The sequence below is a fragment of the Bacillus sp. NS1 genome (assembly GCF_058248265.1).
This window is the reverse complement of sequence record NZ_JBZAZF010000002.1, coordinates 760,174-784,265: the sequence shown is the minus strand read 5'-3', so window position 1 is coordinate 784,265 and position 24,092 is coordinate 760,174. Positions and strand designations below refer to the sequence as shown.

Annotated in this window: 21 protein-coding genes; all 21 read right to left on the bottom strand. The window is 43.3% G+C overall.

Going from position 1 to position 24,092, the window contains the following annotated elements:
- Positions 1-86: 86 nt before the first annotated feature.
- The 21 genes from rnjB to AC4CV5_RS09455 all read right to left on the bottom strand — a co-directional run bounded on the left by rnjB (position 87) and on the right by AC4CV5_RS09455 (position 24,044).
- Positions 87-1,754 carry a ribonuclease J2 gene (gene rnjB / locus AC4CV5_RS09555; protein ID WP_166852871.1) on the bottom strand — a complete coding sequence of 556 codons (1,668 nt, stop codon included), beginning with the start codon at positions 1,752-1,754 and terminating at the stop codon, positions 87-89.
- Between the two features lie 178 nt (positions 1,755-1,932).
- Complete coding sequence (gene dapA / locus AC4CV5_RS09550) at positions 1,933-2,805, bottom strand: 4-hydroxy-tetrahydrodipicolinate synthase (protein WP_166852874.1); 873 nt, start codon at positions 2,803-2,805, stop codon at positions 1,933-1,935.
- A gap of 30 nt (positions 2,806-2,835) precedes the next feature.
- On the bottom strand, positions 2,836-4,050 hold the full coding sequence (gene dapG, locus AC4CV5_RS09545; protein WP_490922613.1) for an aspartate kinase: 1,215 nt from the start codon (positions 4,048-4,050) through the stop codon (positions 2,836-2,838).
- Positions 4,051-4,141: 91 nt separating this feature from the next.
- A complete protein-coding gene (gene asd / locus AC4CV5_RS09540; protein WP_003220972.1) occupies positions 4,142-5,182 on the bottom strand; it encodes an aspartate-semialdehyde dehydrogenase in 1,041 nt (346 codons plus the stop codon).
- A gap of 125 nt (positions 5,183-5,307) precedes the next feature.
- Positions 5,308-5,910 (bottom strand): dipicolinate synthase subunit B, encoded by a 603-nt coding sequence (gene dpaB / locus AC4CV5_RS09535; protein WP_003220970.1) that lies wholly within the window; start codon positions 5,908-5,910, stop codon positions 5,308-5,310.
- A gap of 2 nt (positions 5,911-5,912) precedes the next feature.
- Positions 5,913-6,806 (bottom strand): dipicolinic acid synthetase subunit A, encoded by an 894-nt coding sequence (dpaA, locus tag AC4CV5_RS09530; RefSeq protein ID WP_166852885.1) that lies wholly within the window; start codon positions 6,804-6,806, stop codon positions 5,913-5,915.
- 190 nt (positions 6,807-6,996) lie between these two features.
- Positions 6,997-7,254, bottom strand: coding sequence for a YlmC/YmxH family sporulation protein (locus AC4CV5_RS09525; RefSeq protein ID WP_014664003.1), 258 nt, complete (start codon positions 7,252-7,254; stop codon positions 6,997-6,999).
- 78 nt (positions 7,255-7,332) lie between these two features.
- Entirely contained in the window at positions 7,333-8,562 is a 1,230-nt protein-coding gene (locus tag AC4CV5_RS09520) for a M16 family metallopeptidase (RefSeq protein ID WP_166852888.1), read from the bottom strand.
- 39 nt (positions 8,563-8,601) lie between these two features.
- On the bottom strand, positions 8,602-9,561 hold the full coding sequence (locus AC4CV5_RS09515; RefSeq protein ID WP_166852891.1) for a polysaccharide deacetylase family protein: 960 nt from the start codon (positions 9,559-9,561) through the stop codon (positions 8,602-8,604).
- 117 nt (positions 9,562-9,678) lie between these two features.
- Positions 9,679-11,796 (bottom strand): polyribonucleotide nucleotidyltransferase, encoded by a 2,118-nt coding sequence (gene pnp, locus AC4CV5_RS09510; RefSeq protein WP_490922610.1) that lies wholly within the window; start codon positions 11,794-11,796, stop codon positions 9,679-9,681.
- 172 nt (positions 11,797-11,968) lie between these two features.
- Entirely contained in the window at positions 11,969-12,238 is a 270-nt protein-coding gene (gene rpsO / locus AC4CV5_RS09505; protein WP_003154182.1) for a 30S ribosomal protein S15, read from the bottom strand.
- A gap of 156 nt (positions 12,239-12,394) precedes the next feature.
- A complete protein-coding gene (gene ribF, locus AC4CV5_RS09500; RefSeq protein ID WP_222142842.1) occupies positions 12,395-13,345 on the bottom strand; it encodes a bifunctional riboflavin kinase/FAD synthetase in 951 nt (316 codons plus the stop codon).
- Positions 13,346-13,363: 18 nt separating this feature from the next.
- On the bottom strand, positions 13,364-14,293 hold the full coding sequence (gene truB, locus AC4CV5_RS09495) for a tRNA pseudouridine(55) synthase TruB (RefSeq protein WP_326220473.1): 930 nt from the start codon (positions 14,291-14,293) through the stop codon (positions 13,364-13,366).
- An 82-nt stretch (positions 14,294-14,375) separates the two neighbouring features.
- Positions 14,376-14,729, bottom strand: coding sequence for a 30S ribosome-binding factor RbfA (rbfA, locus tag AC4CV5_RS09490; protein WP_003220952.1), 354 nt, complete (start codon positions 14,727-14,729; stop codon positions 14,376-14,378).
- A gap of 16 nt (positions 14,730-14,745) precedes the next feature.
- Positions 14,746-15,024: a DUF503 domain-containing protein gene (locus tag AC4CV5_RS09485; RefSeq protein ID WP_003220950.1), complete on the bottom strand. Its 279-nt coding sequence runs from the start codon at positions 15,022-15,024 to the stop codon at positions 14,746-14,748.
- Entirely contained in the window at positions 15,021-17,171 is a 2,151-nt protein-coding gene (gene infB, locus AC4CV5_RS09480) for a translation initiation factor IF-2 (RefSeq protein WP_490922606.1), read from the bottom strand. Before infB ends, AC4CV5_RS09485 begins: the two co-directional genes overlap by 4 nt.
- 19 nt (positions 17,172-17,190) lie before the next feature.
- Entirely contained in the window at positions 17,191-17,493 is a 303-nt protein-coding gene (locus AC4CV5_RS09475) for a YlxQ family RNA-binding protein (protein WP_003220946.1), read from the bottom strand.
- A 1-nt stretch (position 17,494) separates the two neighbouring features.
- The gene (gene rnpM / locus AC4CV5_RS09470) at positions 17,495-17,770 is read right to left on the bottom strand and encodes an RNase P modulator RnpM (protein ID WP_064813803.1); all 276 of its coding nucleotides are present in this window, start codon (positions 17,768-17,770) and stop codon (positions 17,495-17,497) included.
- Positions 17,771-17,783: 13 nt separating this feature from the next.
- On the bottom strand, positions 17,784-18,902 hold the full coding sequence (nusA, locus tag AC4CV5_RS09465) for a transcription termination factor NusA (RefSeq protein ID WP_166852901.1): 1,119 nt from the start codon (positions 18,900-18,902) through the stop codon (positions 17,784-17,786).
- A 34-nt stretch (positions 18,903-18,936) separates the two neighbouring features.
- Positions 18,937-19,407 carry a ribosome maturation factor RimP gene (gene rimP / locus AC4CV5_RS09460; RefSeq protein ID WP_166852904.1) on the bottom strand — a complete coding sequence of 157 codons (471 nt, stop codon included), beginning with the start codon at positions 19,405-19,407 and terminating at the stop codon, positions 18,937-18,939.
- A gap of 323 nt (positions 19,408-19,730) precedes the next feature.
- The gene (locus AC4CV5_RS09455) at positions 19,731-24,044 is read right to left on the bottom strand and encodes a PolC-type DNA polymerase III (RefSeq protein ID WP_222142839.1); all 4,314 of its coding nucleotides are present in this window, start codon (positions 24,042-24,044) and stop codon (positions 19,731-19,733) included.
- Positions 24,045-24,092 lie beyond the last annotated feature (48 nt).

Below are 24,092 nucleotides of genomic sequence, written 5' to 3'. Positions count from 1 at the left end.
GTATTATGAACAAAGATACTCAATTCAATCCCGGCTTAAAAGGCAAAAAAATAAAGACCGGAGCAGCTCCGGTCTTTAGTCAGACATTATACTTCCATAATAATTGGGATGATCATCGGTTTACGTTTCGTTTTTTCATATAGGAATTGGTTCAACGCATCTCGCATCGCCTGCTTCAGCGTTGACCATTCAACATTCGATGTTTCAGTCGCTTCTGTCACGATGGAACGGACAAGCTCAGTAGCCTGTACGATAAGTCCTTCAGACTCTCTTACATAAACAAAACCGCGAGTGATAATTTCTGGTCCTGATACAAGATGTTTCTTTTGTTTATCAAGTGTAATCACAACGATTAAAATTCCGTCCTGTGAAAGCAAGCGGCGGTCTCTCAATACGATATTGCCGATATCACCAACACCCAAACCATCAATTAAAATATTGCCGTACGGAACTTTATCCCCAATTTTTACGTTTTGGCCACGGAATTCAACGACGTCTCCTTTTTCAATTAAGAAGATGTCACTGCGCTTCATGCCGGTTTCTTCAGCGATTTTCGAATGAGCTTTTTGCATTCTGTATTCGCCGTTTACAGGAATTAAATATTTTGGTTTAAGCAGATTAATCATAAGCTTTAACTCTTCTTGTGAGCCATGTCCAGATACATGGACACGCTTTTGGGCAAAGATGACTTGGGCACCGGCTCTCGCAAGAAGGTCTACTGTTTTAGAATAAATGAGTTCCTGCCCAGGAATTGGAGTTGACGCAATGACAACCGTATCCCCTTCTTCAATGTTCAGCTGTTTGTGGGCTTTGTTTGCCATTCTTGTCAGTGCAGCTAACGGTTCACCTTGGCTGCCGGCTGTAATAATAGCCACTTCGCGCTTCGGATATTTCTTGACATCCTGTACAGAAATAAATAATTCATCATCTGCTTCAATATATCCGAGCTTTCTTGCAAGCTGCAGCACAGATTGAAGATTTTTTCCGGCAACAGCAATCTTTCTGCCATTTTGAGCCGCTGCATGAATGACTTGCTGAATCCGGTTAATATTGGATGCGAAAACAGCAATAATCACCCGGTTCACTGAATTATATAGCGCGTCCGAAATTTCTCCGCTGACAGCAGCTTCCGAAGGTGTATAGCCCGGGCGCTCCGCATTTGCACTGTCGGAAAGCAGGGCGAGTACGCCGCTATTGCCGATCTTGGCAATCTCGCCGATGTCGCACGTTTGGTTAAGCGCAGGTGTTTGGTCAAATTTGAAGTCTCCCGTGCATACAATAGATCCAAGTGATGTTTTAAGACTCACACCCACAGAATCAGGGATGCTATGAATCGTTCTAAAGAACGATACTTTTGTCGATTCAAATGTAATGACAGATTTGGAGTGAATTTCTCTTAAATCAGTTTTTCGGTTATGTCCGTATTGTTTTAATTTTTCTCTTAATAGCGCAAGCGTCAGCTTTGTTCCGTATACTGGAACGGACAGCTTGTTTAATAAGTAAAAAACGCCGCCGATATTTTCATCGTGCCCATGCGTTAAAAAGATTGCCTTGACGCGGTCAGCCCGCTCAATCAAATATGATATGTCAGGAATCACCACATCAATACCGAGCATTTCGTTTTCAGGATGCATAAGGCCGGCATCAACAACAAATATGTCTGAGTCAATTTCGATGACATAAAGGTTCTTCCCAATTTCTCCGACACCGCCAAGGGCGATAATTCTAACGTTTTCTGTATTTTTCTTTTTCAAAATCTATATCCTCCTAGTCTCATACCCGTCCATCATCACTTGTTCCTATTATAACTGAAAGTAAATTTAGAAAACAAGATAAAGCAGAAGGTTTAGGGAAAACCAATATGTATAAGAAACGGTCAAACTCAGCTGAATGTGAGAATGACCGCGTTTGTTTCACTGTATGAAATTTTTCTTACAGTCCGCTGATCGTGCTGCTTAAGCTCAGACGTTCATCCTCGGTTAATGGGATAAGAGGAAGACGCACTGAACCGACATCAAGGCCTCTCAGCTGAAGCGCTGTTTTGACAGGAGCAGGATTAGGCGCTTTAAACAGTTCCTTCATAATCGGCAGCAATTTCTGATGAATCAGTGCCGCATTAGCTGTTTGCCCATTCGTATAATTTTTGATCATTTGCTGCATATCAGAGCCTGCAATATGGCTCGCCACTGACACAACTCCCCGTCCCCCGACTGAGAGAATAGGAAGCGTCAAGGCGTCATCCCCTGAATAGACAGAGAAGTCTTCTGGCGTTTCCGCAACAATTTTTGTAATCGCTTCGAGGTCTCCGCTCGCTTCTTTAATCGCAACAACATTCGGAATGTCTGCCGCCAAACGGATCGTCGTTTCAGGAGCTAGAGAAGCAACCGTGCGGCCCGGCACATTATAAAGCATAACTGGAAGAGATGTTTCTGCCGCAATTGCTTTAAAATGCTGGTACATGCCTTCTTGAGAAGGTTTATTGTAATACGGCGTAACGAGCATGACCGCGTCTACGCCCGCTTCTTCAGCTTTTTTTGTCAGCTTGATGGAATCTTTCGTGTTGTTGCTTCCAGTACCCGCAATAACGGGTACCCGACCGTTTACTTCTTTTACCGTATATTCAAAAAGCGCAATTTTTTCTTCAGTTGAAAGGGTCGGAGATTCTCCAGTTGTTCCCGCCACTACTAAAGAATCCGTTCCGTTTTTCAACAAGTAATCAATCAGTGTAGACAGTTTTTGAAAGTCTACGTTCCCTTTATTATCAAAGGGTGTAATCATCGCTGTAGACACATTTCCGAAATTCATTTTATTCACCTCATCATGATTCAATCACATTTACTTGGAAAGTTCAAACACTTCATGCAAAGCGTTTACAGCAGGAACCATATCCGCTTCATGGACGAGCACCCATATCGTCGTGTGGCTGTCAGCCGACTGAAGGATCGGAATTTCTTTTTCTGAAAGAGCCGAAACAATTTTGGACGTGACACCAGGAACACCCATAATGCCCGCTCCGACCGCCGATACCTTTGCGCAATTTCTCGTTACCATCGGATCATAGCCCATATCCATTAAAATACGCTGAGCTGTTTCTGTTTTATTTCCGGCCACCGTATATACGATTTCACTAGGTGTAATGTTAAAGAAATCGACACTGATTCCCGCATTCGCCATCGCCTTGAACACTTCAGTCTGAACGTTATACTGGCCAATTTTGGACGGCACTTTGAACTGCGTGACATCTTTGACATGAGCAATTCCCGTAATCAGCCTTTCAAAAACATCGCTTCCGACTTTGGAAGAATGATGCGATGTCACTAATGTGCCTTTATCTTTCGAATAAGTCGAACGGACACGGATCGGAACCTTGGCCTGCATTGCGATTTCCACAGCCCGCGGATGAATGACTTTCGCCCCTTGATACGCTAAGTTGCAAATTTCTGTATATGTCACGATAGGAAGCGGTTTCGCATTTTCCACCACTCTCGGGTCAGCAGTCATTACACCTTCTACATCGGTGAAAATATCGATGTAGTCCGCATCAACAGCTGCTCCGAGTGCGGCTGCGGACGTGTCGCTGCCCCCTCTGCCGATCGTTGTTATATCACCCTTTTCGGTTGCGCCCTGGAATCCTGCGACGACTACAGCGTCATGGTTCGCGAGCACACCGAATAAACGCTCCGGTCTCATTTCAATGATTTTCGCATTTGTATGCTGATCATTTGTTAAAAAGCCAGCCTGAGCCCCCGTCAGCGCAGCTGCTTTCACACCATTATCAAGCAGCATGCTTGTAAAGACGACAGAGGAAATGGTCTCTCCGCAAGATAAAAGCAAATCCTGCTCCCGCGGAGAAATCGCTGACTGATCGCCGTAAAGCAGCCCCAGCAAAGAATCTGTAGCGTACGGGTCTCCTTTCCGGCCCATCGCTGAAACGACAACGACAACCTTATATCCTTCACTGATTGCTTCTTTAATATGCCCTAAAGCCAGTTTGCGGCCATTATCATCTTTTACAGATGTTCCGCCGAACTTTTGAACAATTATCTTCACTGTTTTCACTCCAAATTATTCGGACGTAACAGAAGAGAGCAGGCTGATATCGCCTTACTCTCTTCTATTCGTCTTTAGGAAATTCTCTCTATTATACGAGGTTTAGTTTTTTCAGGCTTTCTGCAATTTGAACAGAGTTCCATGCCGCGCCTTTTAATAGGTTATCAGAAACAACCCATAAATGAAAACCGTTTGCTCTGTCCAAGTCTTTGCGGATGCGTCCTACAAACACATCGTTTTTGCCGACGGCATCAGCAGGCATCGGATAAAGCTGCTGGCTTGGGTCATCCTGAAGTGTCACGCCCGGAGCTTCTTTTAATAGATTTTTAATATCTTCAACTGTAGCGTCATCACGGTCTACTTCGATGTAGACGGACTCTGAGTGCCCAGTTTGAATTGGCAGTCTCACACATGTAGCCGCTACTTGAAGGTCTGGCATGTGCATGATTTTTTTCGTTTCATTTATCATTTTCATTTCCTCAAACGTATAGCCGTTATCTTGGAATTTATCAATTTGCGGAATCGCGTTGAAGGCGATTTGATAGTGTTTTTTGTCGCCTTTTACAGGCATGATCGCAGGCTCAATTTCTTCTTGATTTAAAATCGCCTGTGTTTGGCTGTAAAGCTCTTTAACAGCTTCATTTCCCGCTCCTGATACCGCCTGGTACGTTGATACGATGACTTTATTTAAGCCGTATGCCTTGCGGATCGGTTCAAGAGCCGCAACCATTTGGATTGTAGAGCAGTTAGGATTGGCAATGATGCCGTTGTGTTCATGCAAGTCTGCCTCATTCACTTCAGGCACAACAAGCGGTGTATTTTCGTCCATACGGAATGCACTCGTATTATCTATAACAATAGCGCCGCGTTTTACAGCTTCTGGTGCCAATGCTTGTGATACGCTTCCGCCGGCGCTGAACAAAGCAATATTTACCCCTTCAAAGCTTTCAGGAGAAGCTTCCTGAACAGTCAGCTCTTCGCCTTTAAACGTGACTTTTGTTCCCGCAGAGCGTTTTGAAGATAGCAATGTAAGTGTGTCCATTTCAAAATTTCTGTCTTCAAGTGTTTTAAGCATTTGTTGTCCTACAGCTCCTGTCGCTCCGACAACAGCTACGTGTAAACCTCTTCCCATCTGTAAAACTCCTTCCGCCAATCAGCATCATTGAATTGATTTGACTATGATTTTACGTTTTATTTTACCATAGAATATGCGGGTGATGGCCGAATTTTTTAGTTTGGGAAAGATTTTCTGTAAATTTAGTCATTTCCCTGATAATTCTCAACCAGAACCGGCTGAAGCTGCTGATGCATTAGTGCCTTTTCAATGGTTTGCGGAAGCAGATCCATTTTGGCTACCATTGAATTCGGTTTTTTAAATGGATCGTCTTGGCCGAATGGAATAAAAAAGATATTTTTTGTTGACATGAGCCTCATTAAATTTGTTCCGTTCAAGCCGAGAGCATCGTTTGTCGAAATACCAAGCACGACCGGCCGGTTGTTTCGGATTGTCGCTTTTGCCGCCATCAGCACCGGACTGTCCGTCATGGCATTTGCCAGCTTGCTCATCGAATTGCCAGTTAAAGGAGCGATGACCATACAGTCAAGGGGCAGCTTCGGCCCAAGGGGCTCTGCCTTCACAATTGAATCTATGGCCTCATATCCAGTCAAGTCTTCAATTTTTTTAACCCATTCTGCTCCCTCTCCAAATCGAGTATTTGTGGATTTTACGTTAAACGTGACAACCGGACGCACTTCAGCTCCTTCGTTGACCAATGCCTCAATTTGCGGAAAGACCGCTTCATATGTGCAATGCGATCCGGTCAGTCCAAACCCGATTCTTTTTCCTTTTAATGACGACATCCTTATTTTCCCTCCTCAGCTTGTATTTCGGCCAAAAGCTTACTCAAGACGTTTGCGAGGATTTGCCCGGCTGTTTTAGGAGCGACGATCCCTGGAAGGCCTGGGGCAAGAAGTGCTTTAATCCCCTGTTTTTCGGCATATTTAAAATCCGTTCCCCCGGGACGTGAGGCCAGATCCAATATTAAGGTTTTTGGTGTCATGCTAGAAAGAACCGTTTGATTTAAAATCATACTCGGTATGGTATTAATACAAATATCTATATCTTTTACATGCTCTTTCAGCTCATCAGTGTGAAAAGGAACGAGCCCCATTTCAGTGATACGTGCCAGATGCGCTGAACTTCTTGCCCCCACTTTTACATTAGCCCCGAGCGCGGCAAATGTACGGGCAATCGTCATCCCGGTGCGTCCCAAACCGAGAACGGCCACCTGAGATCCGTGTATCGTATAATCCGTGTGCTGAATAGCCAGCATGATCGTTCCTTCTACTGTTGGAATAGAATTGTATATCGCAATGTCATCCCGCTCAAACAGCTTAACAAGTTTTCTGTTTGCTTGAGCTGCAATGTTTTCTAAATAGGCGTTAGAAATCCCTGAGAAAATGACACAGTGTGCAGGCGTTTTGTCGAGATGGTCTTGTTTTAACACAACCTCTTCATTCGAAAATACCGTCGATACGACACCTTCTCCTGTTGTCGCAGAGACAGGAAGAATGATGCTGTCTATTTGCTGAAAAGGAATTTCATCAATATTACATTTTACTGCTCCGGTAAAACCGTGATCCAATTGGTCAAAACCGACAAGATAGATGTCAGCCTGCTGTTCAGTGAGCTTTCTTATAATTTCGAGCTGTCTTGCGTCACCGCCGATAACTGCAATTTTCAATCCGGTTAACATTCTAAACGTTCACCTTCTTTGTATATACTGGATCTCTAGTTGTTAAGCTCCCCTTCATCTTATGATCAAAAGGAAATACCGGTGAATTAAAACATGCGCTTTTTTCATATAAAAAAACATCGGCTTCGGCAGCCGATGTTCAGATGATTACTTTAGAGCCTTTATCACAGTCATTTTAGCCTTTTTTCATTTACTCTTGTCGAGGAGACATTTCCTCAGGTACGTCTAATATGATCATATCTGATCCGATCTTTTGAATATGATGCCAGGGGACCCGAATGTCATGACCTTGTTTTCTCAAACCAAACCACTTCACTGTTGGAATGAGGAGTGCTGTAATCTGGCCATCCTGTTCATTGATTTCTAAATCGGTCTGGCCAAGCACTCCCAGCCGTTCAGCTCTTTTGATGTCTACAATTTCCTTTCCTGATAATTCACTGAGCCGCATGTCTGTCACCCCCTTGTACTATGTATGATCAAAGGGATAAAAAAATGCCTGCTCCGTTATGGGGCAGGCTTTTCCTTTTTAAGACGGCATATTGCCGGAAGGGCTGATGAGTGCCAGTGCATAGTCATCAGTAAACAATTGTCTGGCAAGACCGTTGACACGCTCTAAGTTCACTGCGTTTAATTCATTGATGATCTCATCTAATGTTTTATGTTTGCCGAGCAGCAGTTCATTTTTCCCGTTTCGGCTCATTTTGCTGTTTGTGCTTTCTAAGCTTAGCATCAAGCTTCCCTTCATTTGCTCTTTGCTGTTTTCCAGCTCTTTAGAGGTAATGCCGTCGCGTTTTAATGTGGCAAGGGTTTCTTGAATTGTTTCTGACAGCTGCTGAAGCTGATTTGCACCCGTTCCTCCGTAAATGGTAAGCATTCCGCTGTCCTCATAAGAGCTGTGATAGCTGTAAACAGAATAAGCGAGGCCTTTTTCTTCGCGGACATCTTGGAACAATCGGCTGCTCATGCTGCCTCCAAGCACATTGTTCAGGACAATTAAATCATAAATGCGTTCATGGCCAACCTGAAGGCCTTTAAATCCAAGGCACAAATGAGCCTGTTCTGTTTCTTTTTTTCTCGTCAGTTTTTCCGTGTAGAACTCCGGCTTCTCAAGGCCTGTCGCTTTGCCTTTCGCCTCGTATGACCCGAACCATTTTTCTACATCTTTAATAAAACTGTCAGATATATTGCCCGCTACCGAAATCACCACTCGGTCCGGCGTATAATAATCATGCATGTATTGTCTTAGAGAGTCACCGTTGAAGGAAGCTAGCGTTTCTTCCGTACCTAGAATTGGGTAGCCTAAAGAATGATTGCCGTAAGTGGCTTTACTCAGTAAATCATGCACAATGTCGTCTGGTGCATCTTCGTACATTTTAATTTCTTCATATACTACATTTTTTTCTTTTTTCAGCTCGTTTTCATCAAAAGTTGAATGAAAGAACATATCTGCTAATACGTCCAGCGCGTAATTCGCATGCTCGTCAAGCACCTTTGCATAGTAGCAGGTATATTCCTTTGAAGTAAACGCATTGACCTGACCGCCAATACGATCAAAAGATTCTGCTATCTCGCGTGCAGATCTTGTGCTCGTCCCTTTAAAGAACATGTGCTCTAAAAAGTGAGAAATCCCGTTTATCTCCGGCATCTCGTGCCGCGAACCTGTGCCGATCCATACGCCGATCGCAACAGAGCGGACTGTCGGGTTATTTTCCAGCACAACTCTTACACCATTTTGACACGTATATCGTTTAATCAAATTTGTTCCTCCTATTCAAAGACAAGTTGCCTGCATCTGTTACTTCAACAGTCTTGTTTCATCCATTAGTTCAGTGACTGTTCCAAGCGCGTATCCTTTGTCTTTTATCTTTGTAATCAGCGCTTCAAGACTTTCCGCCGTAGGGTCAGTCGGATGCATTAAAATCATGGCACCATTATGTATCTTGCTTAACACTCTCGTTTGAAGTACAGACGGAGCCGGTTTTTGCCAATCGATCGTATCAACTGTCCACATTACTGTTCCCATCTGCTTCTCAGCTGCAATGTCGATAACCGCTTTTCGAAAACTTCCGCTCGGCGGAGCGAACCACTTTGGCTTAACGCCAATCGTTTGTTCTATTTGTTCATTCGTCTTGTCAAGCTGCTCGGAAATTCTTCCTGTAGTCAGTTTGCTCATATCCGGATGATTGTATGAATGATTTCCGATTTCATGTCCGTCTTCCGCAATCTTCTTAGCGAGCTGTTCATTGTTTCTCACCCAATTGCCTTCTAAAAAGAACGTAGCCTTCACTTGATGCTTTTGCAGAATAGGAAGCATTTTTTCCAAATACTCATTTCCCCATGCCACATTGATTAAAAGAGCCACCATCGGTTTATCAGGATTCCCTTTATAAATAGGCTCAGGCTGAAGAGACTTGAGATGAACTTTTGGTTTTACTTGGCTGTACACCAGGTCGTTTTCTCGAAACTCCCCGTGTTTTTTCATTTTTTTATATGATTGTTCAATATTGACCTTCAGTCCATTGTAGCCGGGAATGCTTTTCCACACTTTATCGATTCTGGCATCCTGGGGCTTAACTTCGTACTCCGGCGCTTTTTGAAGCAATTCTTCATATAACGGGTCTTTGGACGCCGTGACAGTCACCGTATCTTTTTTCATTGCCCCTATATAATCAAGTGCGTGCGGATTTTTCATCATCTCAAATGAGACAAAAAAAAGAAATAGAAAAACGGCAAACGGTACAAATTTTTTGTACATGTTCTGTCCCCCCTCACCTCACATTATGAAGGAGAAGGACAAGGTAGAACCCGCCTGCTTTTTAAAAGCTTCAAAATAAAGAAGCCGGGTCTCCCAGGCTCCTTTTTATGTTTTCATTTAAGATTGTTGTTCTTCTTTTTCTTTCTCTTCACGGAGCACCGCTTTACGGGACAAATTGACTCGTCCTTGTTTATCAATTTCAGTGACCTTGACAAGAATCTCGTCTCCGATTTTCACAACATCTTCAACTTTCCCTACGCGTTCAAGCGCAAGCTCTGAAATGTGCACCAAACCGTCTTTTCCGCTGAAAATTTCAACGAAAGCCCCGAATTTTTCGATTCGTTTCACTTTACCTAGGTAAAGCTGGCCGACTTCAACCTCTCTGACAAGGTCTTCGATGATTTTTTTCGCTTTTTGGTTGCTGCTTTCAACTGTTGAAGAAATAAAGATTGTGCCGTCCTGCTCAATATCAATTTTAACACCGGTTTCTTCGATGATCTTATTGATTTGTTTTCCGCTTGGCCCGATGACATCGCGGATTTTATCAGGATTAATGGCCATTGTTAAAATCTTAGGCGCATATTGAGAAAGCTCTTTTCTTGATTCGCTCAATGTCGCAAGCATACTGTTGAGAATTTCCATTCTTCCTTTTTTCGCCTGCTGAAGCGCTTCTTCTAGAATCTCTCTGGAAAGGCCTTCGATTTTAATGTCCATTTGCAGCGCTGTTACGCCTTTTTCCGTTCCAGCTACTTTAAAGTCCATGTCTCCAAGCGCGTCTTCCATGCCTTGAATGTCAGTCAGAACAGTGTAATGTTCGCCTGATTTGACAAGACCCATCGCAATACCCGCAACCGGGGCTTTGATTGGTACACCGGCATCCATCATTGCAAGTGTGCTTGCGCAAATACTTGCTTGAGACGTTGAACCGTTTGATTCAAGCACTTCTGATACAAGACGGACAGTGTAAGGAAAGTCTTTTTCAGACGGAATAACTGGCTCAAGCGCACGCTCACCCAGTGCTCCGTGTCCGATTTCACGGCGTCCCGGCCCACGCATTGGTCCTGTTTCCCCAACGCTGAATTGCGGGAAGTTGTAGTGATGCATAAACCGTTTTGACTCTTCAACACCTAAGCCGTCAAGGATTTGCACATCTCCTAGAGCACCTAACGTACATACACTGAGGGCCTGTGTTTGTCCCCTTGTAAACAGGCCTGATCCGTGCGTTCTTGGCAGAAGGCCGACCTCAGAAGAAAGCGGGCGGATTTGATCGACACCGCGGCCGTCCGGTCTTACTTTCTCTTCGGTAATCAGGCGGCGCACTTCATTTTTCACCAGTTTGGATAAAATCTGCTTTACTTGCTTGATTGTGTCTTCATCATGCTCTTCCTCCTCGAATTTTGCCACAACGCTGTTTTTCACTTCATTAATGGCATCTTCGCGGGCATGCTTTTCATGAACCTGGATGGCTTTCAGCAGATCTTCTTCTGCTAAAGCTTTTACTTTTTGACTAAGCTCTTCATCAATTTCATAGAGCGCAATTTCTGATTTCTCTTTGCCGACTGCTGCTACAATTTCTTCTTGGAATGCAATCAGGCGTTTAATCTCTTCATGGCCAAACATAATGGCTTCAAGCATGGTTTCCTCAGGAACCTCGTCCGCTCCCGCTTCTACCATGTTAATGGCATCTTTCGTGCCGGCAACCACAAGATTGATGTCGCTTTTCTCAAGCTGATCGACTGTCGGGTTAATGATAAATTGATCATCAATGCGTCCGACGGTAACCCCTGCAATCGGTCCTTCAAACGGAATATCCGATACAGAAAGAGCAAGAGATGAACCGAACATGGCAGCCATTTCAGAAGAGCAGTTTTGGTCAACACTCATGACAATGCTGATGACTTGAACTTCATTACGGAATCCATCTGCAAACAAAGGACGGATCGGACGGTCGATTAAACGGCTGGCAAGAACCGCTTTTTCACTTGGACGTCCTTCTCTTTTAATAAATCCGCCCGGAATTTTTCCTACCGCATATAATCTTTCCTCATAATTTACAGTAAGCGGGAAGAAATCAAGCGGTTTTGGTTCTTTTGAAGCGGTTGCTGTACTAAGTACTGCTGTATCACCGTAGCGGATCATCACAGCACCATTTGCTTGTTTGGCAAGCTGGCCGGTTTCGACGGTAAGCGTTCTTCCGGCCCAATCTATGGTAAAGACATGTTTTTCTTGTCCCATACGATTACGAACTCCTCTCTTCGTTGTGTGAAATAATCAATTACTCCTATTATGAACGAAATGAATTGAACATATCAATGTCAAAGTAGTATGTAAAAGGATTTCAATGATTTGTTATATGAAATTTCGCTTTAATACGATAAAAAAGCGGGAATCCTCCCGCTTTTTACGATTATCGACGTAAGCCTAGTTTGTTAATTAACTCACGGTAACGAGTTACGTCTTTATTACGTAGATACGTAAGAAGATTACGACGCTTACCTACCATTTTAAGAAGACCGCGACGTGAGTGGTGATCTTTCTTATGAGTACGTAAATGCTCGTTCAAGTTGTTAATTGAGTCAGTTAGGATAGCGATCTGAACTTCTGGAGATCCAGTATCAGATTCGTGTGTTTTGAACTCACTGATGAGTTGGTTTTTACGCTCTTGAGTAATTGCCATCCTGTTTCACCTCCAAATCATATTTAGCCCCAGTTACCTAGCAACCGTCGGTGACTTCGGATTGCCAAGCAATGGTTTTAAGACTACGAAAACTATCATACTAAAAATCGGGCCTATATGCAAATATTTTAGAATAAAATTTGTGTGCGTTGCATGTTATTTCCGCAGATTGCTGAAATAACGGATGGCTTCCTGCTTATCCCTCTCAATTTGTTCTGTTAATTCTTTGATGCCATTGAATTTCCGCTCGCTCCGAATCCGTTTGTACCATTCGATTTTTATAGCGGCTCCGTATACCTCCTGATCGAAATCAAACAAATTAACTTCAATTGAAGGCTGCTCCGGACGTTTTTCATAAAACGTCGGTTTATAGCCGATATTGCAAACGCCATTGTAGACTTCGCCGTTCACTTCCGCTTTTACGGCATATACACCCGTCGGCGGAACGATATAACTGTTATTTAAACCGACATTTGCTGTCGGAAACCCGATGGTCCGCCCTCTTTTATCACCGTGAATGACAATTCCTTTTATAAAATAAGGCTGTCCGAGCAAGGTATTCGCCAATTCAACGTCTCCGTTTTGAAGCGCGGTACGGATATACGAGGAGCTGATTTTTTTATCCTGCTCCGTTAATTTTTCTACCATTGTGCACTCTGCTTTTCCGTCTAAATCATGCGGCATGGTCTCCATTGTCCCCTTGCCGTATTTGCCATACGTAAAGTCAAAGCCCGCCACTGCGTGCTGTACATTAAGGCCGATAATATACTGATCTGCAAACTGCTTAGGAGAAAGAGAAGCAAATACTTCATTAAATTTAACGACATACAGAATCTCTGTTCCTAATTGTTCAATTTGGTTTATTTTATCTTCCAGAGGCGTAATCAGATCCTTTGGCTCCTGGTCCCTGCCCAATACATGAGAAGGATGAGGATGAAAGGTCATCACAGCTAATGCCAGGCCCTTTTCTTCAGCTATTTGCTTCGCTGTGCCGATTACCTTTTGATGTCCAAGATGAACGCCGTCAAAATACCCTAACGCCATCACAGACTTTGCCTGCTCCTCTTTGATTAAATGATGAGGATGTGTAATATGTATCGTCTTCACAGAACGGTCACCTTTTTTCTATTGTTCGCTTTTTTGCATCAATACTTTTGCCGGCTTTAACAGCCCTTTTTTTGCAGGATGGGGGAAATAAATCGCCAAACAGCTTCCAGCTTCAGTAAAGACAGCAATGCGGTCTTCGCTCGTCATTTCAGAAAACTGCTCGGGCGTCTCAAGCAAAGCCCCATTTTCTACTTTCTTAGCTAATGTATCACTTATGATCCATTTCGGCAAATGATTGAGCGCACGTTCAATAGGAACTGTATGCTCTCCCACGGTTCCGGACTGGACCTGTGCTTCCAGTTCTTCAAAGGTAAAGCATTCGTCTAGAGAAAAATCTCCGGATGCCGTACGGATTAAATGAGACATATGAGCGGGATATCCGAGCTTTTCGCCGATCATGACCGCCAGCGTCCTTACATAAGTCCCTTTGGAGCATGTCACTGTAAACCTGAAACTTGCAGTTTCTCCGTTATGTTTAACCTCTGTCGTCAGGGCAATGTCTTCAATGGTAATCATTCGTTTCGGACGTTCTACTTCAATCCCTGCTCTTGCATACTCGTACAATTTTTTGCCGTTCACTTTTACCGCAGAATACATGGGAGGAATTTGCTCTTGTTTACCCTTTAAACTGTTTAACACCTTTTCTACTTCCGCTTTATCAATGTCTTGGTTGACAGGCGTTGTTTCAACCATTTCGCCCGTTTGATCCTCTGTTGTCGTTGAAAAACCCAGCGTTATTTCCGCATCATACGTTTTAGACTTTTCAGTTAAGTATTCGACAATTTTTGTCGCCCTTCCCACACAAATTGGAAGTACGCCTGACACTTCTGGATCAAGCGTTCCCGTATGCCCTACTTTTTTTGTTTTTAACAGTTTTCGGATCTTCATGACACAGTCGTGCGATGTCATACCAACTGGTTTATGTAAAAGGAGAACTCCGTTAACCATTTGTCTTTCACTCCTTCTTTTGAGCTTTTCTCTTTAAAACGCAGAAAAGAGGACAGACGATATACGCCTATCCTCTCCATTTTTATTCAGATGGTTTCTCTGAATGTATTTCGTGAATCAGTGTTTCGATACGATTTCCGTAGTCGATTGATTCATCGAACTCAAATTCAATTTCAGGCGTTTTTCGAAGTCTGATGCGGCTGCCGATTTCGGATCGGATAAATCCTTTTGCCTTTTCCAGCCCTTTCAGCGCTTCCTCCCGTTTTTTCTCGTCACCGAGAACCGAGATATACACCTTTGCAATTTGCAAATCACCTGATACACGTACATCCGTTACTGTCAGAAAACCAATTCTCGGATCTTTCAGCTTGCGGCTGATAATATCACCGAGTTCTTTTTTCATTTGCTCGCCGACACGGTTTGCTCTCATACTCAATTCAATCACCTCTAAGTTAAAACCATTCTGTCCTAGTGATCGTCCGTTCAATTTCAGGAAAAGAATCGATAAACGCTAGGACGCGCTGCAGCTCTTTTTCTGTTTGAACGCGAGAGGAAGAAACAGCGGCGATACCAAAGCTGGTTCTTTGCCATGTGTCCTGATAGCCAATCTCCGAAATCGAAACATTGAATTTGTTTTGAACCCTGGTTAAAATCCGCTTCAGAACCGCACGCTTTTCTTTTAGCGATCCTGCATCATAAATGATGCATTCACACTCCGCAAATCCGATCACGTTCTTTCAATTTCTTGCATGACAAACGCTTCAAGAATGTCACCTTCGCGAATGTCATTGTATTTCTTAATTGTAATACCACATTCATAGCCTTGTGAAACTTCTTTCACATCATCTTTAAAGCGTTTCAGAACGTCTACTTCGCCTTCGAAGATTACGACGCCGTCACGAATTAAACGGAGGCCGCTGTCGCGCGTAATGGTTCCCTCAGTAACATATCCGCCGGCAATTGTACCGATTTTAGATACTTTGAATGTTTGGCGTACTTCTACTTGACCAATGACTTTTTCTTCATATTCAGGATCAAGCATACCTTTCATGGCAGCTTCAATCTCGTCGATTACTTTGTAAATGATACGGTGAAGGCGAATATCTACATTTTCAGCCTCAGCCGTACTCTTAGCATTTCCGTCCGGTCTCACATTAAACCCGATAACAATTGCATTGGAAGCAGATGCCAAGATAATGTCAGATTCAGTAATCGCACCAACGCCTGTATGGATGATTTTCACTTTAACGCCTTCTACTTCAATTTTTTGAAGTGCGGCCGTTAAAGCTTCAGCAGATCCTTGAACGTCAGCTTTTACGATGATGTTGATGTCTTTTACATCACCTTGTTTAATTTGCTCGAATAAGTCATCAAGACTAAGCTTCGCTTTATCGCTGCGCTGCTCTTCAAGCTGTTTCGAAGCACGGGCTTCCCCGACAGAACGAGCTGTTTTTTCATCTTTAAAGACAAGGAATTGGTCTCCCGCTTGAGGGACATCATTTAAACCGGTAATCTCAACCGGAGTTGACGGGCCGGCAGTTTTTACACGGCGTCCAATGTCGTTAACCATTGCACGGACACGGCCAAATGTGTTGCCGACTACGATCGGATCACCGACATGCAGTGTTCCAGTCTGTACAAGCAATGTCGCAACTGATCCTCTGCCTTTATCAAGTTCTGCTTCAATAACCGTTCCTTTTGCCTGGCGGTTCGGATTCGCTTTCAGTTCCTCTACTTCACTGACAAGCAAAATCATTTCAACGAGTTCATCAATGCCTTTTCCAGTTAAAGCGGAAAGCGGAACAAAAATTGTTTCTCCGCCCCAAGCTTCAGGGACAAGTCCGTATTCCGTCAATTCTTGCATCACACGGTCAGGATTTGCAGATTCTTTATCAATTTTATTCACAGCAACGATAATTGGAACTTCAGCTGCTTTTGCATGGTTAATCGCTTCTACTGTTTGCGGCATTACACCGTCATCAGCAGCAACAACGAGAATTGTAATATCAGTTACTTCTGCACCGCGTGCACGCATCGTTGTAAATGCGGCGTGGCCCGGAGTATCCAAGAACGTAATTTTCTTGCCGTTCTCTTCAATTTGGTAAGCACCGATATGCTGAGTGATTCCGCCTGCTTCTCCTTCAACAACCTTCGTTTTACGGATGCTGTCAAGAAGCGTCGTTTTCCCGTGGTCAACGTGACCCATGATCGTAACGACAGGAGGACGAATTTCAAGATCCTCTTCATTATCGGGCTCTTCGTATTTTTCCAGCTCTGTTTCTTCAAGCACAATAACTTCTTCTGTTCCAACACCATATTCTGATGCAATGAGTTCAATTGTGTCTTTATCAAGCTCTTGGTTAATGGTTGCCATTACACCAAGAAGCATCAGCTTTTTAATGATTTCTGAAGGCTCTTTGCCAAGCTCTTCAGCCAGTGCGCCGACTGTTAAAGTGCCAGAGAATGTAATTTTCTCAGGAAGCTCTTTTTTCGGCTTTACAGGCTTTTGCTGATGTTGGTTTTTATTGTTGTGGTTGCGTTTGTTTTTTTTGTTGTTGTTGTTATTCTTCTTGTTTTTGTTAAATTGATTATTCTGCACGTCATTCTTCTTTCCGTCTCGAATTTTATTTGGTTGATTTCCAGCTGATTGCTGATTGACCCCTTGCGGCTGTTTGTTTTTGTTCGTTTCTGCTGGCTTTTGAGATTTAGCGGCTGCGCCGCCTTTTTTATATTTGGCATCAAGCTGTTTAATGGCCTTTTCTTCAAGCATGGCCATATGATTATTCACTTCTAAATCCATGTTTTTCAGTGCGGTCAAAATTTCCTTACTTGAAACATTTAACGCTTTTGCATATTCGTATACTCTCATTTTAGCCATTCGTTCACCCCCAAAAATATTAATCGAGCAAGCTGATCAGCTTATTCGCAAAACCTTGGTCAGTGACGGCGACAACGACACGGGCTTCTTTACCGATAGAACGTCCAAGAACCGCGCGACTCTCGACTTTTTTATAAGGGACTTTATAATAATTGCACTTGTCGGTTACTTTTTTCGCTGTGTTAGATGATGCATCCTCTGTAAGCAGGACAAGCTTTGCACGCGCATTCCTGATTTCTTTTATTACCAAGTCTTCGCCTGACACGACCTTACGAGCTCGATTGGCCAGACCTAGCAAGGGAAACCATTCCATTCCAGACATTTTATTTTTTCACCTTTTCTGCCAGTTCCAGCAATTCTTCGAAAATCTGGTCATCGATTTGTGATTGAAATTGATTTTGCAAAGTGTTTTTCTTTTTTGCTGCTAAGATGCACTCTTTATCCAGCGTTAAATAAGCACCCCGCCCGTTCTTTTTTCCAGTCGGGTCTACTGAGACCTCGCCTTCTTTCGAACGTACAACTCGGATCAGTTCCTTTTTAGGCTTCATTTCACCAGTCACTACACATTTGCGTAATGGGATCTTTTTGTGTTTATTCACCTAAGGTCACCTCTTATTCATCCGATTCAGAAGTTTCAGGCTCCGTAAAGAGCGGCTCATCGTCTTCTTCTTCAAGTTCTCTCGGATAGATTCCAAGTTCTCTTGCGTCCGTTTCGCTCTTAATATCAATCTTCCAGCCTGTCAGTTTAGCAGCTAAGCGTGCGTTTTGTCCTCTTTTGCCAATCGCCAGAGACAGCTGGTAATCAGGAACAATAACAGTTGTCGCTTTTTCTTCTTCATTAACGATGACATCCAGCACTTTCGAAGGGCTGAGCGCATTCGCGACAAATTCTACAGGATCACTGGACCAGTTGACAATGTCAATTTTTTCACCTTTTAATTCATTGACGATCGCCTGAACACGCTGGCCTTTAGGGCCTACGCATGAGCCGACAGGATCCACGTCAGGATCGTCTGTGCGAACAGAAATCTTTGAACGGTCGCCGGCTTCTCTGGCAACAGATTTCAGCTCGACAGTTCCATCATAAATTTCAGGCACTTCGATTTCAAACAAACGCTTTAACAGGCCTGGATGTGTTCTTGACACATAAATCTGCGGGCCCTTCGTCGTTTTTTCTACTTTTGTGATATATACCTTAATGCGGTCATGAGGCTTGTAGCTTTCATTCGGCATTTGCTCATTAACCGGCAGCAAGGCTTCAATTTTGCCTAAAGACACGTAAATAAACTTATTGTCCAGACGCTGGACAATACCTGTCATGATGTCTTCTTCACGGTCGATAAATTCAGAATAAATCACACCGCGCTCAGCTTCGCGTACACGCTGTGTGACGACCTGCTTCGCTGTTTGAGCAGCTATGCGCCCAAAATCCTTAGGCGTTACTTCGATTTCGACGACATCGCCGACCATATATTCCGGATGAATGCCCTGTGCCTCTTCAATAGAGATCTCCAGTCTTTGGTCGTATACTTCGTCAACGACATCTTTTCTTGCAAATACACGGATGGAGCCTGTTTCACGGTTTAAATCCACCCGTACATTTTGCGCTTGATTAAAATTCCGCTTATAAGCAGAAATTAAGGCAGCTTCGATTGCTTCAATGATAATTTCTTTACTGATGCCTTTTTCTTTTTCAAGAATCGTGAGAGCATCTAATAATTCACTGCTCATTTAACGGTCTCCCCCCTTAAAACATTTGTATTCATTAGAATGTAACAGCTAATCTTGCATTAGCTATCTTTTCATACGGAATATTGATTCGTTTCTTTCTTGTTTTGATCGTGATCTCAACTGTCACTGTTTGTCCATCAAATTCAGCCAGTTCACCTTCAAACACTTTTGCGCCCTCAATAGGCTCATACGTCTTAATGTACACATTTTTTCCAAGTGATTTTTCGAAATCGGCTTTTTTCTTTAGCGGACGCTCAGCTCCTGGAGATGAGACTTCAAGAAAGTAATTTTGGCTAATTGGGTCTGCCTCATCAAGCTTTTCGCTTAAAGCTTCGCTTACTTTGGCACATTCCTCAATATCCACACCGTCATCGGAATCAATAAACACGCGAAGGAACCAGCTTTGGCCCTCTTTGACAAATTCAATGTCAACGAGTTCCAGCTGAAGGCTGTCTACGATTGGCTGAGCCATTTCTTGAACGGTGTCAGTCACTTTTTTGCTCATGTTCTTCCTCCTTGTGCTGTCGATATCATATTCGTCTCGTCACTCTGCATAAAAACCCTGCTTCAAAAGAGCAGGGGCTAAAAAGTAAACGATGAACATGTCGAGACAAAATTCTCTTGTTCAATACAAAAGAGCGGGTTTCCCCACTCTTTGCCTCGGTAATCGTTAGCATTTCCAATAAAACTATACCATAACCATATTTTTATTGCAAATGGATATACGCTTACCCTCATGCCTAAGCAAAGACTCTAATGTTACGATGGCATTTTTTGCGCTTATGTATGCATAGAAGCAGAATTTCCAGAGAAATTCTGCTTTCCACGTTAGAACAATGACAATTGGTTTTGATCAGGCAGTGATTCGAGACAGCCATGACGATCTAAATACTCTAGAATTGTTTTTGACACTTTTCCTCTCTTTTGCAAATCTTCTTTAGAGAGGAATTCGCCTTCTTCACGAGCCTTTACAATGTTCAGAGCGGCGTTCGTCCCTAATCCAGGAATGGAGTTAAACGGCGGGATAAGACTGTTGCCGTCAATAATAAACTCTGTAGCGCTTGAGCGGTATAAATCGACTTTTTGGAACGAATAGCCTCTCTCACACATTTCAAGGGCTAATTCCAAAACAGTGAGAAGGTTTTTTTCCTTCGGTGAAGCATCAAGTCCTTTAGAGTTAATATCCTCCATTACCGCCTTGATCGCTGTTGAGCCCTTGATCATTGTATCGATATCAAAGTCGTCTGCACGAACGGTAAAATAAGCCGCATAGTACAGAAGCGCGTGATGCACTTTAAAGTAAGCAATGCGGACTGCCATTAATACGTAAGCCGCGGCGTGGGCTTTCGGGAACATGTATTTAATCTTTTTACAAGAATCAATATACCAGTCTGGGACATTGTTATTTTTCATTTCTTCTTCCCATTCAGGTGTTAATCCTTTTCCTTTACGCACAAATTCCATGATTTTAAAGGCAAGGGACGGCTCAAGGCCTTGATAGATTAAATAAACCATAATGTCGTCACGGCAGCCGATAACCTCACTCAGCTCACAAATATTGTTGTGGATGAGCTCTTGCGCATTGCCGAGCCATACATCAGTTCCGTGAGACAAGCCTGAAATCTGAACGAGCTCGGAAAAAGTTGTCGGCTTTGTATCTTCAAGCATCTGCCGGACAAATCTGGTTCCGAATTCAGGGATTCCAAGAGTTCCCGTTTTACAGCCGATCTGTTCTTGTGTAACACCGAGTGATTCGGTTCCCTGGAAGATCTTCATCACTTCAGGATCATCCGTTGGAATTGTTTTCGGATCAATCCCGCTTAAATCTTGTAGCATCCGAATGACGGTCGGGTCATCGTGTCCGAGAATATCCAGTTTTAACAGGTTGTCATGGATGGAGTGGAAATCAAAATGAGTGGTTTTCCACTCTGAACCTGTAGCATCTGCCGGAAACTGAATCGGTGAAAAATCATAAATATCCATATAATCCGGAACAACGATAATACCCCCAGGGTGCTGCCCAGTTGTACGTTTTACCCCTGTACATCCCTGTACGAGCCGGTCTATTTCGGCCCCGCGCATGTGGAGGTTATTGTCTCCGGCATAGCCTTTTACATAGCCGTAGGCTGTTTTTTCTGCAACTGTGCCTATTGTTCCCGCTCGATACACATTGTCTTCTCCGAACAATACTTTTGTGTAATTATGTGCTTGCGGCTGATATTCCCCTGAGAAGTTCAAATCGATATCAGGTACTTTGTCCCCTTTAAATCCTAAGAACGTTTCAAACGGAATATCATGGCCGTCTTTTTTCAAAGGCGTTCCGCAATGAGGACATATCTTGTCAGGCAGGTCAAAGCCGGAACCGACAGAACCGTCATTAAAGAACTCAGAATGCTGGCACTCAGAGCATACATAGTGCGGTGGCAGCGGATTGACCTCAGTAATCTCAGTAAGCGTCGCAACTAATGAAGATCCAACGGAACCACGGGAACCTACGAGATATCCGTCATCTAGTGAACGTTTTACAAGTTTGTGAGAGATCAAATAAATAACAGCGAAGCCGTGGCCAATGATGCTCTTTAATTCTTTTTCAATCCGCGCTTCCACAATTTCAGGCAGCTGTTCGCCGTAAATGCTTCTTGCACGCTGATAGCTCATTTCTCTGATCTCTTCATCGGCGCCTTCGATTTTCGGTGTATACAAATCATCTTTAATTGGCTTGATGTCATCAATTAAAGAAGCAACCTTTTGGGTATTGGTGACAACGATTTCCTTCGCTTTTTCTTCGCCTAAGAAAGAAAATGCTTCAAGCATTTCGTCTGTCGTTCTGAAATGCACTTTAGGCAGTTCATGCCTGTTAAGCGGATTGGCCCCGCCTTGAGAGGATATTAAAATCTTTCTATAAATTTTATCCTCATCATTCAAGTAATGAACATTTCCCGTAGCAACAACCGGTTTATTAAGCTTTTCACCCAGTTTCGTGATATTCGCAATAATTTCTTTCAGCGACTTTTCATCACGGACCAGCTCAAGCTCTAGCAAGTGACGGTACACTTCAGGCGGCTGAACCTCAAGATAATCATAGAATGACGCAACATCTTCAACCTCTTCAGGCGATTTTTGCATCATCCCTTCAAAAACCTCTCCCCTGTCACAGGCCGAACCGATCAGAAGCCCTTCCCTGTATTTCTCAAGCTGAGATCTCGGGATACGAGGCACTCTGTAAAAATAATGAATATGAGAAAGTGACACAAGCTTAAATAAATTTTTAAGCCCCGTGCTGTTCACAGCAAGTAATGTTGCATGATAAGGTCTAGATCTTTGATAAGCGTTGGACTGACCCATATTTTCATTCAGCTCATCATGGTACTGAATGCCTTTTTCAGCTGCGTCCTTCAGCATTTTCAGGAGCAAATAAGCAGTCGCCTCAGTATCGTAAATCGCACGGTGATGCTGTGTGAGTTCGATATCAAACTTTTTACAAAGTGTGTTCAAACGGTGGTTCTTAAATTCCGGATAAAGAAAACGGCCAAGCTCCAGCGTATCAATGACTGGGTTTTTAGCTTTTTCAACTTCAAGAAGCTTTTTATAAGCTACGTTTAAGAATCCCATATCAAAGCTCGCATTATGAGCGACTAGGATATCATCGCCGATCCATTCTCTGAAATCTCTTATCACATCTACGACATCCGGAGCGTCGCGAAGCATATCATCGGTGATGCCAGTCAGCTCTATGATTGTGGCTGAAAGCGGACGATGCGGGTTCGCAAACGCCTCAAATTTATCAATAATTTCTCCGCCTTTTACTTTTACTGCAGCCAGCTCAATAATGGTATCGTAAACAGCAGACAGTCCCGTCGTCTCGACGTCAAAAACAACATATGTTTCTTCCTCAAGCAGACGGTGTGCAGCGTTATAAGCAATCGGCACGCCATCATCAACGAGATTCGCTTCCATCCCGTAAATCATTTTAATTCCATGCTTCTTGGCCGCAGAATATGCATCAGGGAAGGATTGAACAACAGCATGGTCAGTCAATGCGATGGCCTCATGCCCCCATTTTTTCGCCTGTTCGACAAGCTTTCCAATACCCGTAACAGCATCCATTTGGCTCATTGGGGAATGCAGATGCAATTCCACTCTTTTTTCGCCTTCAGGAGCCGAATCTTCCCGGGTTTTTGCTTTTATTTCGTTTACGTCATTTGCGATCATGACGAGATCTCTGACAAAAGTGTCATTTTGAATGCTTCCGCGTGCTTTTACCCACATTCCTTTTTTCAGAGACTTCATCAGTGCCGCATCTTCTTTTTCACGTGCAAACATTTTGATTAAAATACTATTTGTGTAGTCTGTAATTTTGAAGATACACAGCGTGCGCCCGCTTTTCAGCTCGCGGGTCTCCACATCAAACACGTAACCCTGGACCGTAATTCTCCGCTCTTCGTCCATGATGCTGTCAAGCGTCCGGATTTCTTCGTTATCTTTAATTTGATAACCGATGACAAGAGGACCAGATGGCACTTGCTCTTCATCACTTTCTTTATCTTTCTTCTCCATTTCAATCAGCGCCTGCATGGCCCGTTCTTGGTCTTCTGCAAGTTTTTGCTCCCGAAACTTTTGAACTTCTTGCTCGGATACAAATATTTCGGCATCAAGCTGAAGATCCGGAAAACCAAATTGACGGTAACCGGCTTGAATCATGGAACTGTATTTGTTCCTAAGAGCAGCCGCTTCTGTGTCCGTTTTTGTTTTGACAATCAGTTTATTGCCCTTCAGTTTCGGTTTTTGCTGGTTTAAGAGACTGATAATCGGTGGCGAAATGCCTTGCAATTCTTCAATGCAGCGTGACCAGTAGTCTTGCACAAGACTTTCGCTGATTTCAGTATCCTGCACTTCAATTGAAGATGTAACTTTCGCTATGTGGGCAAACGATTGCGTCAGCCTCATTGTTAATGTGTCATATATTTGAAAAGGCAGCAAAGATTTAAATTGAAAATGAAAATGCCAAGATTTTGACGCTTTGTGGATTGTCAGCTTTTTAATCTCACCATCTTCAAAGTATGTCATGAAGGTATCATCTGTCATATTAATCTGCTGCAGAAGAATTTGAAACTGCCTTCTGTTTACTGATAACTGTTCCATTCAGACAGTATCCCTCCCTAAAAACATCATAAGTGAAGGTACCTCAGG

Coding starts and splice junctions, on each gene's coding strand:
- dpaB (WP_003220970.1), bottom strand. CDS start 5,910: ATGTCGTCATTAAAAGGAAAAAGAATCGGGTTTGGACTGACCGGATCG.
- dpaA (WP_166852885.1), bottom strand. CDS start 6,806: ATGTTAACCGGATTGAAAATTGCAGTTATCGGCGGTGACGCAAGACAG.
- rimP (WP_166852904.1), bottom strand. CDS start 19,407: ATGAGCAAAAAAGTGACTGACACCGTTCAAGAAATGGCTCAGCCAATC.
- AC4CV5_RS09525 (WP_014664003.1), bottom strand. CDS start 7,254: ATGCGGCTCAGTGAATTATCAGGAAAGGAAATTGTAGACATCAAAAGA.
- rpsO (WP_003154182.1), bottom strand. CDS start 12,238: ATGGCAATTACTCAAGAGCGTAAAAACCAACTCATCAGTGAGTTCAAA.
- nusA (WP_166852901.1), bottom strand. CDS start 18,902: ATGAGCAGTGAATTATTAGATGCTCTCACGATTCTTGAAAAAGAAAAA.
- AC4CV5_RS09475 (WP_003220946.1), bottom strand. CDS start 17,493: ATGTCTGGAATGGAATGGTTTCCCTTGCTAGGTCTGGCCAATCGAGCT.
- AC4CV5_RS09515 (WP_166852891.1), bottom strand. CDS start 9,561: ATGTACAAAAAATTTGTACCGTTTGCCGTTTTTCTATTTCTTTTTTTT.
- pnp (WP_490922610.1), bottom strand. CDS start 11,796: ATGGGACAAGAAAAACATGTCTTTACCATAGATTGGGCCGGAAGAACG.
- truB (WP_326220473.1), bottom strand. CDS start 14,293: ATGGTTAACGGAGTTCTCCTTTTACATAAACCAGTTGGTATGACATCG.
- infB (WP_490922606.1), bottom strand. CDS start 17,171: ATGGCTAAAATGAGAGTATACGAATATGCAAAAGCGTTAAATGTTTCA.
- asd (WP_003220972.1), bottom strand. CDS start 5,182: ATGGGAAGAGGTTTACACGTAGCTGTTGTCGGAGCGACAGGAGCTGTA.
- AC4CV5_RS09455 (WP_222142839.1), bottom strand. CDS start 24,044: ATGGAACAGTTATCAGTAAACAGAAGGCAGTTTCAAATTCTTCTGCAG.
- dapA (WP_166852874.1), bottom strand. CDS start 2,805: ATGAATTTCGGAAATGTGTCTACAGCGATGATTACACCCTTTGATAAT.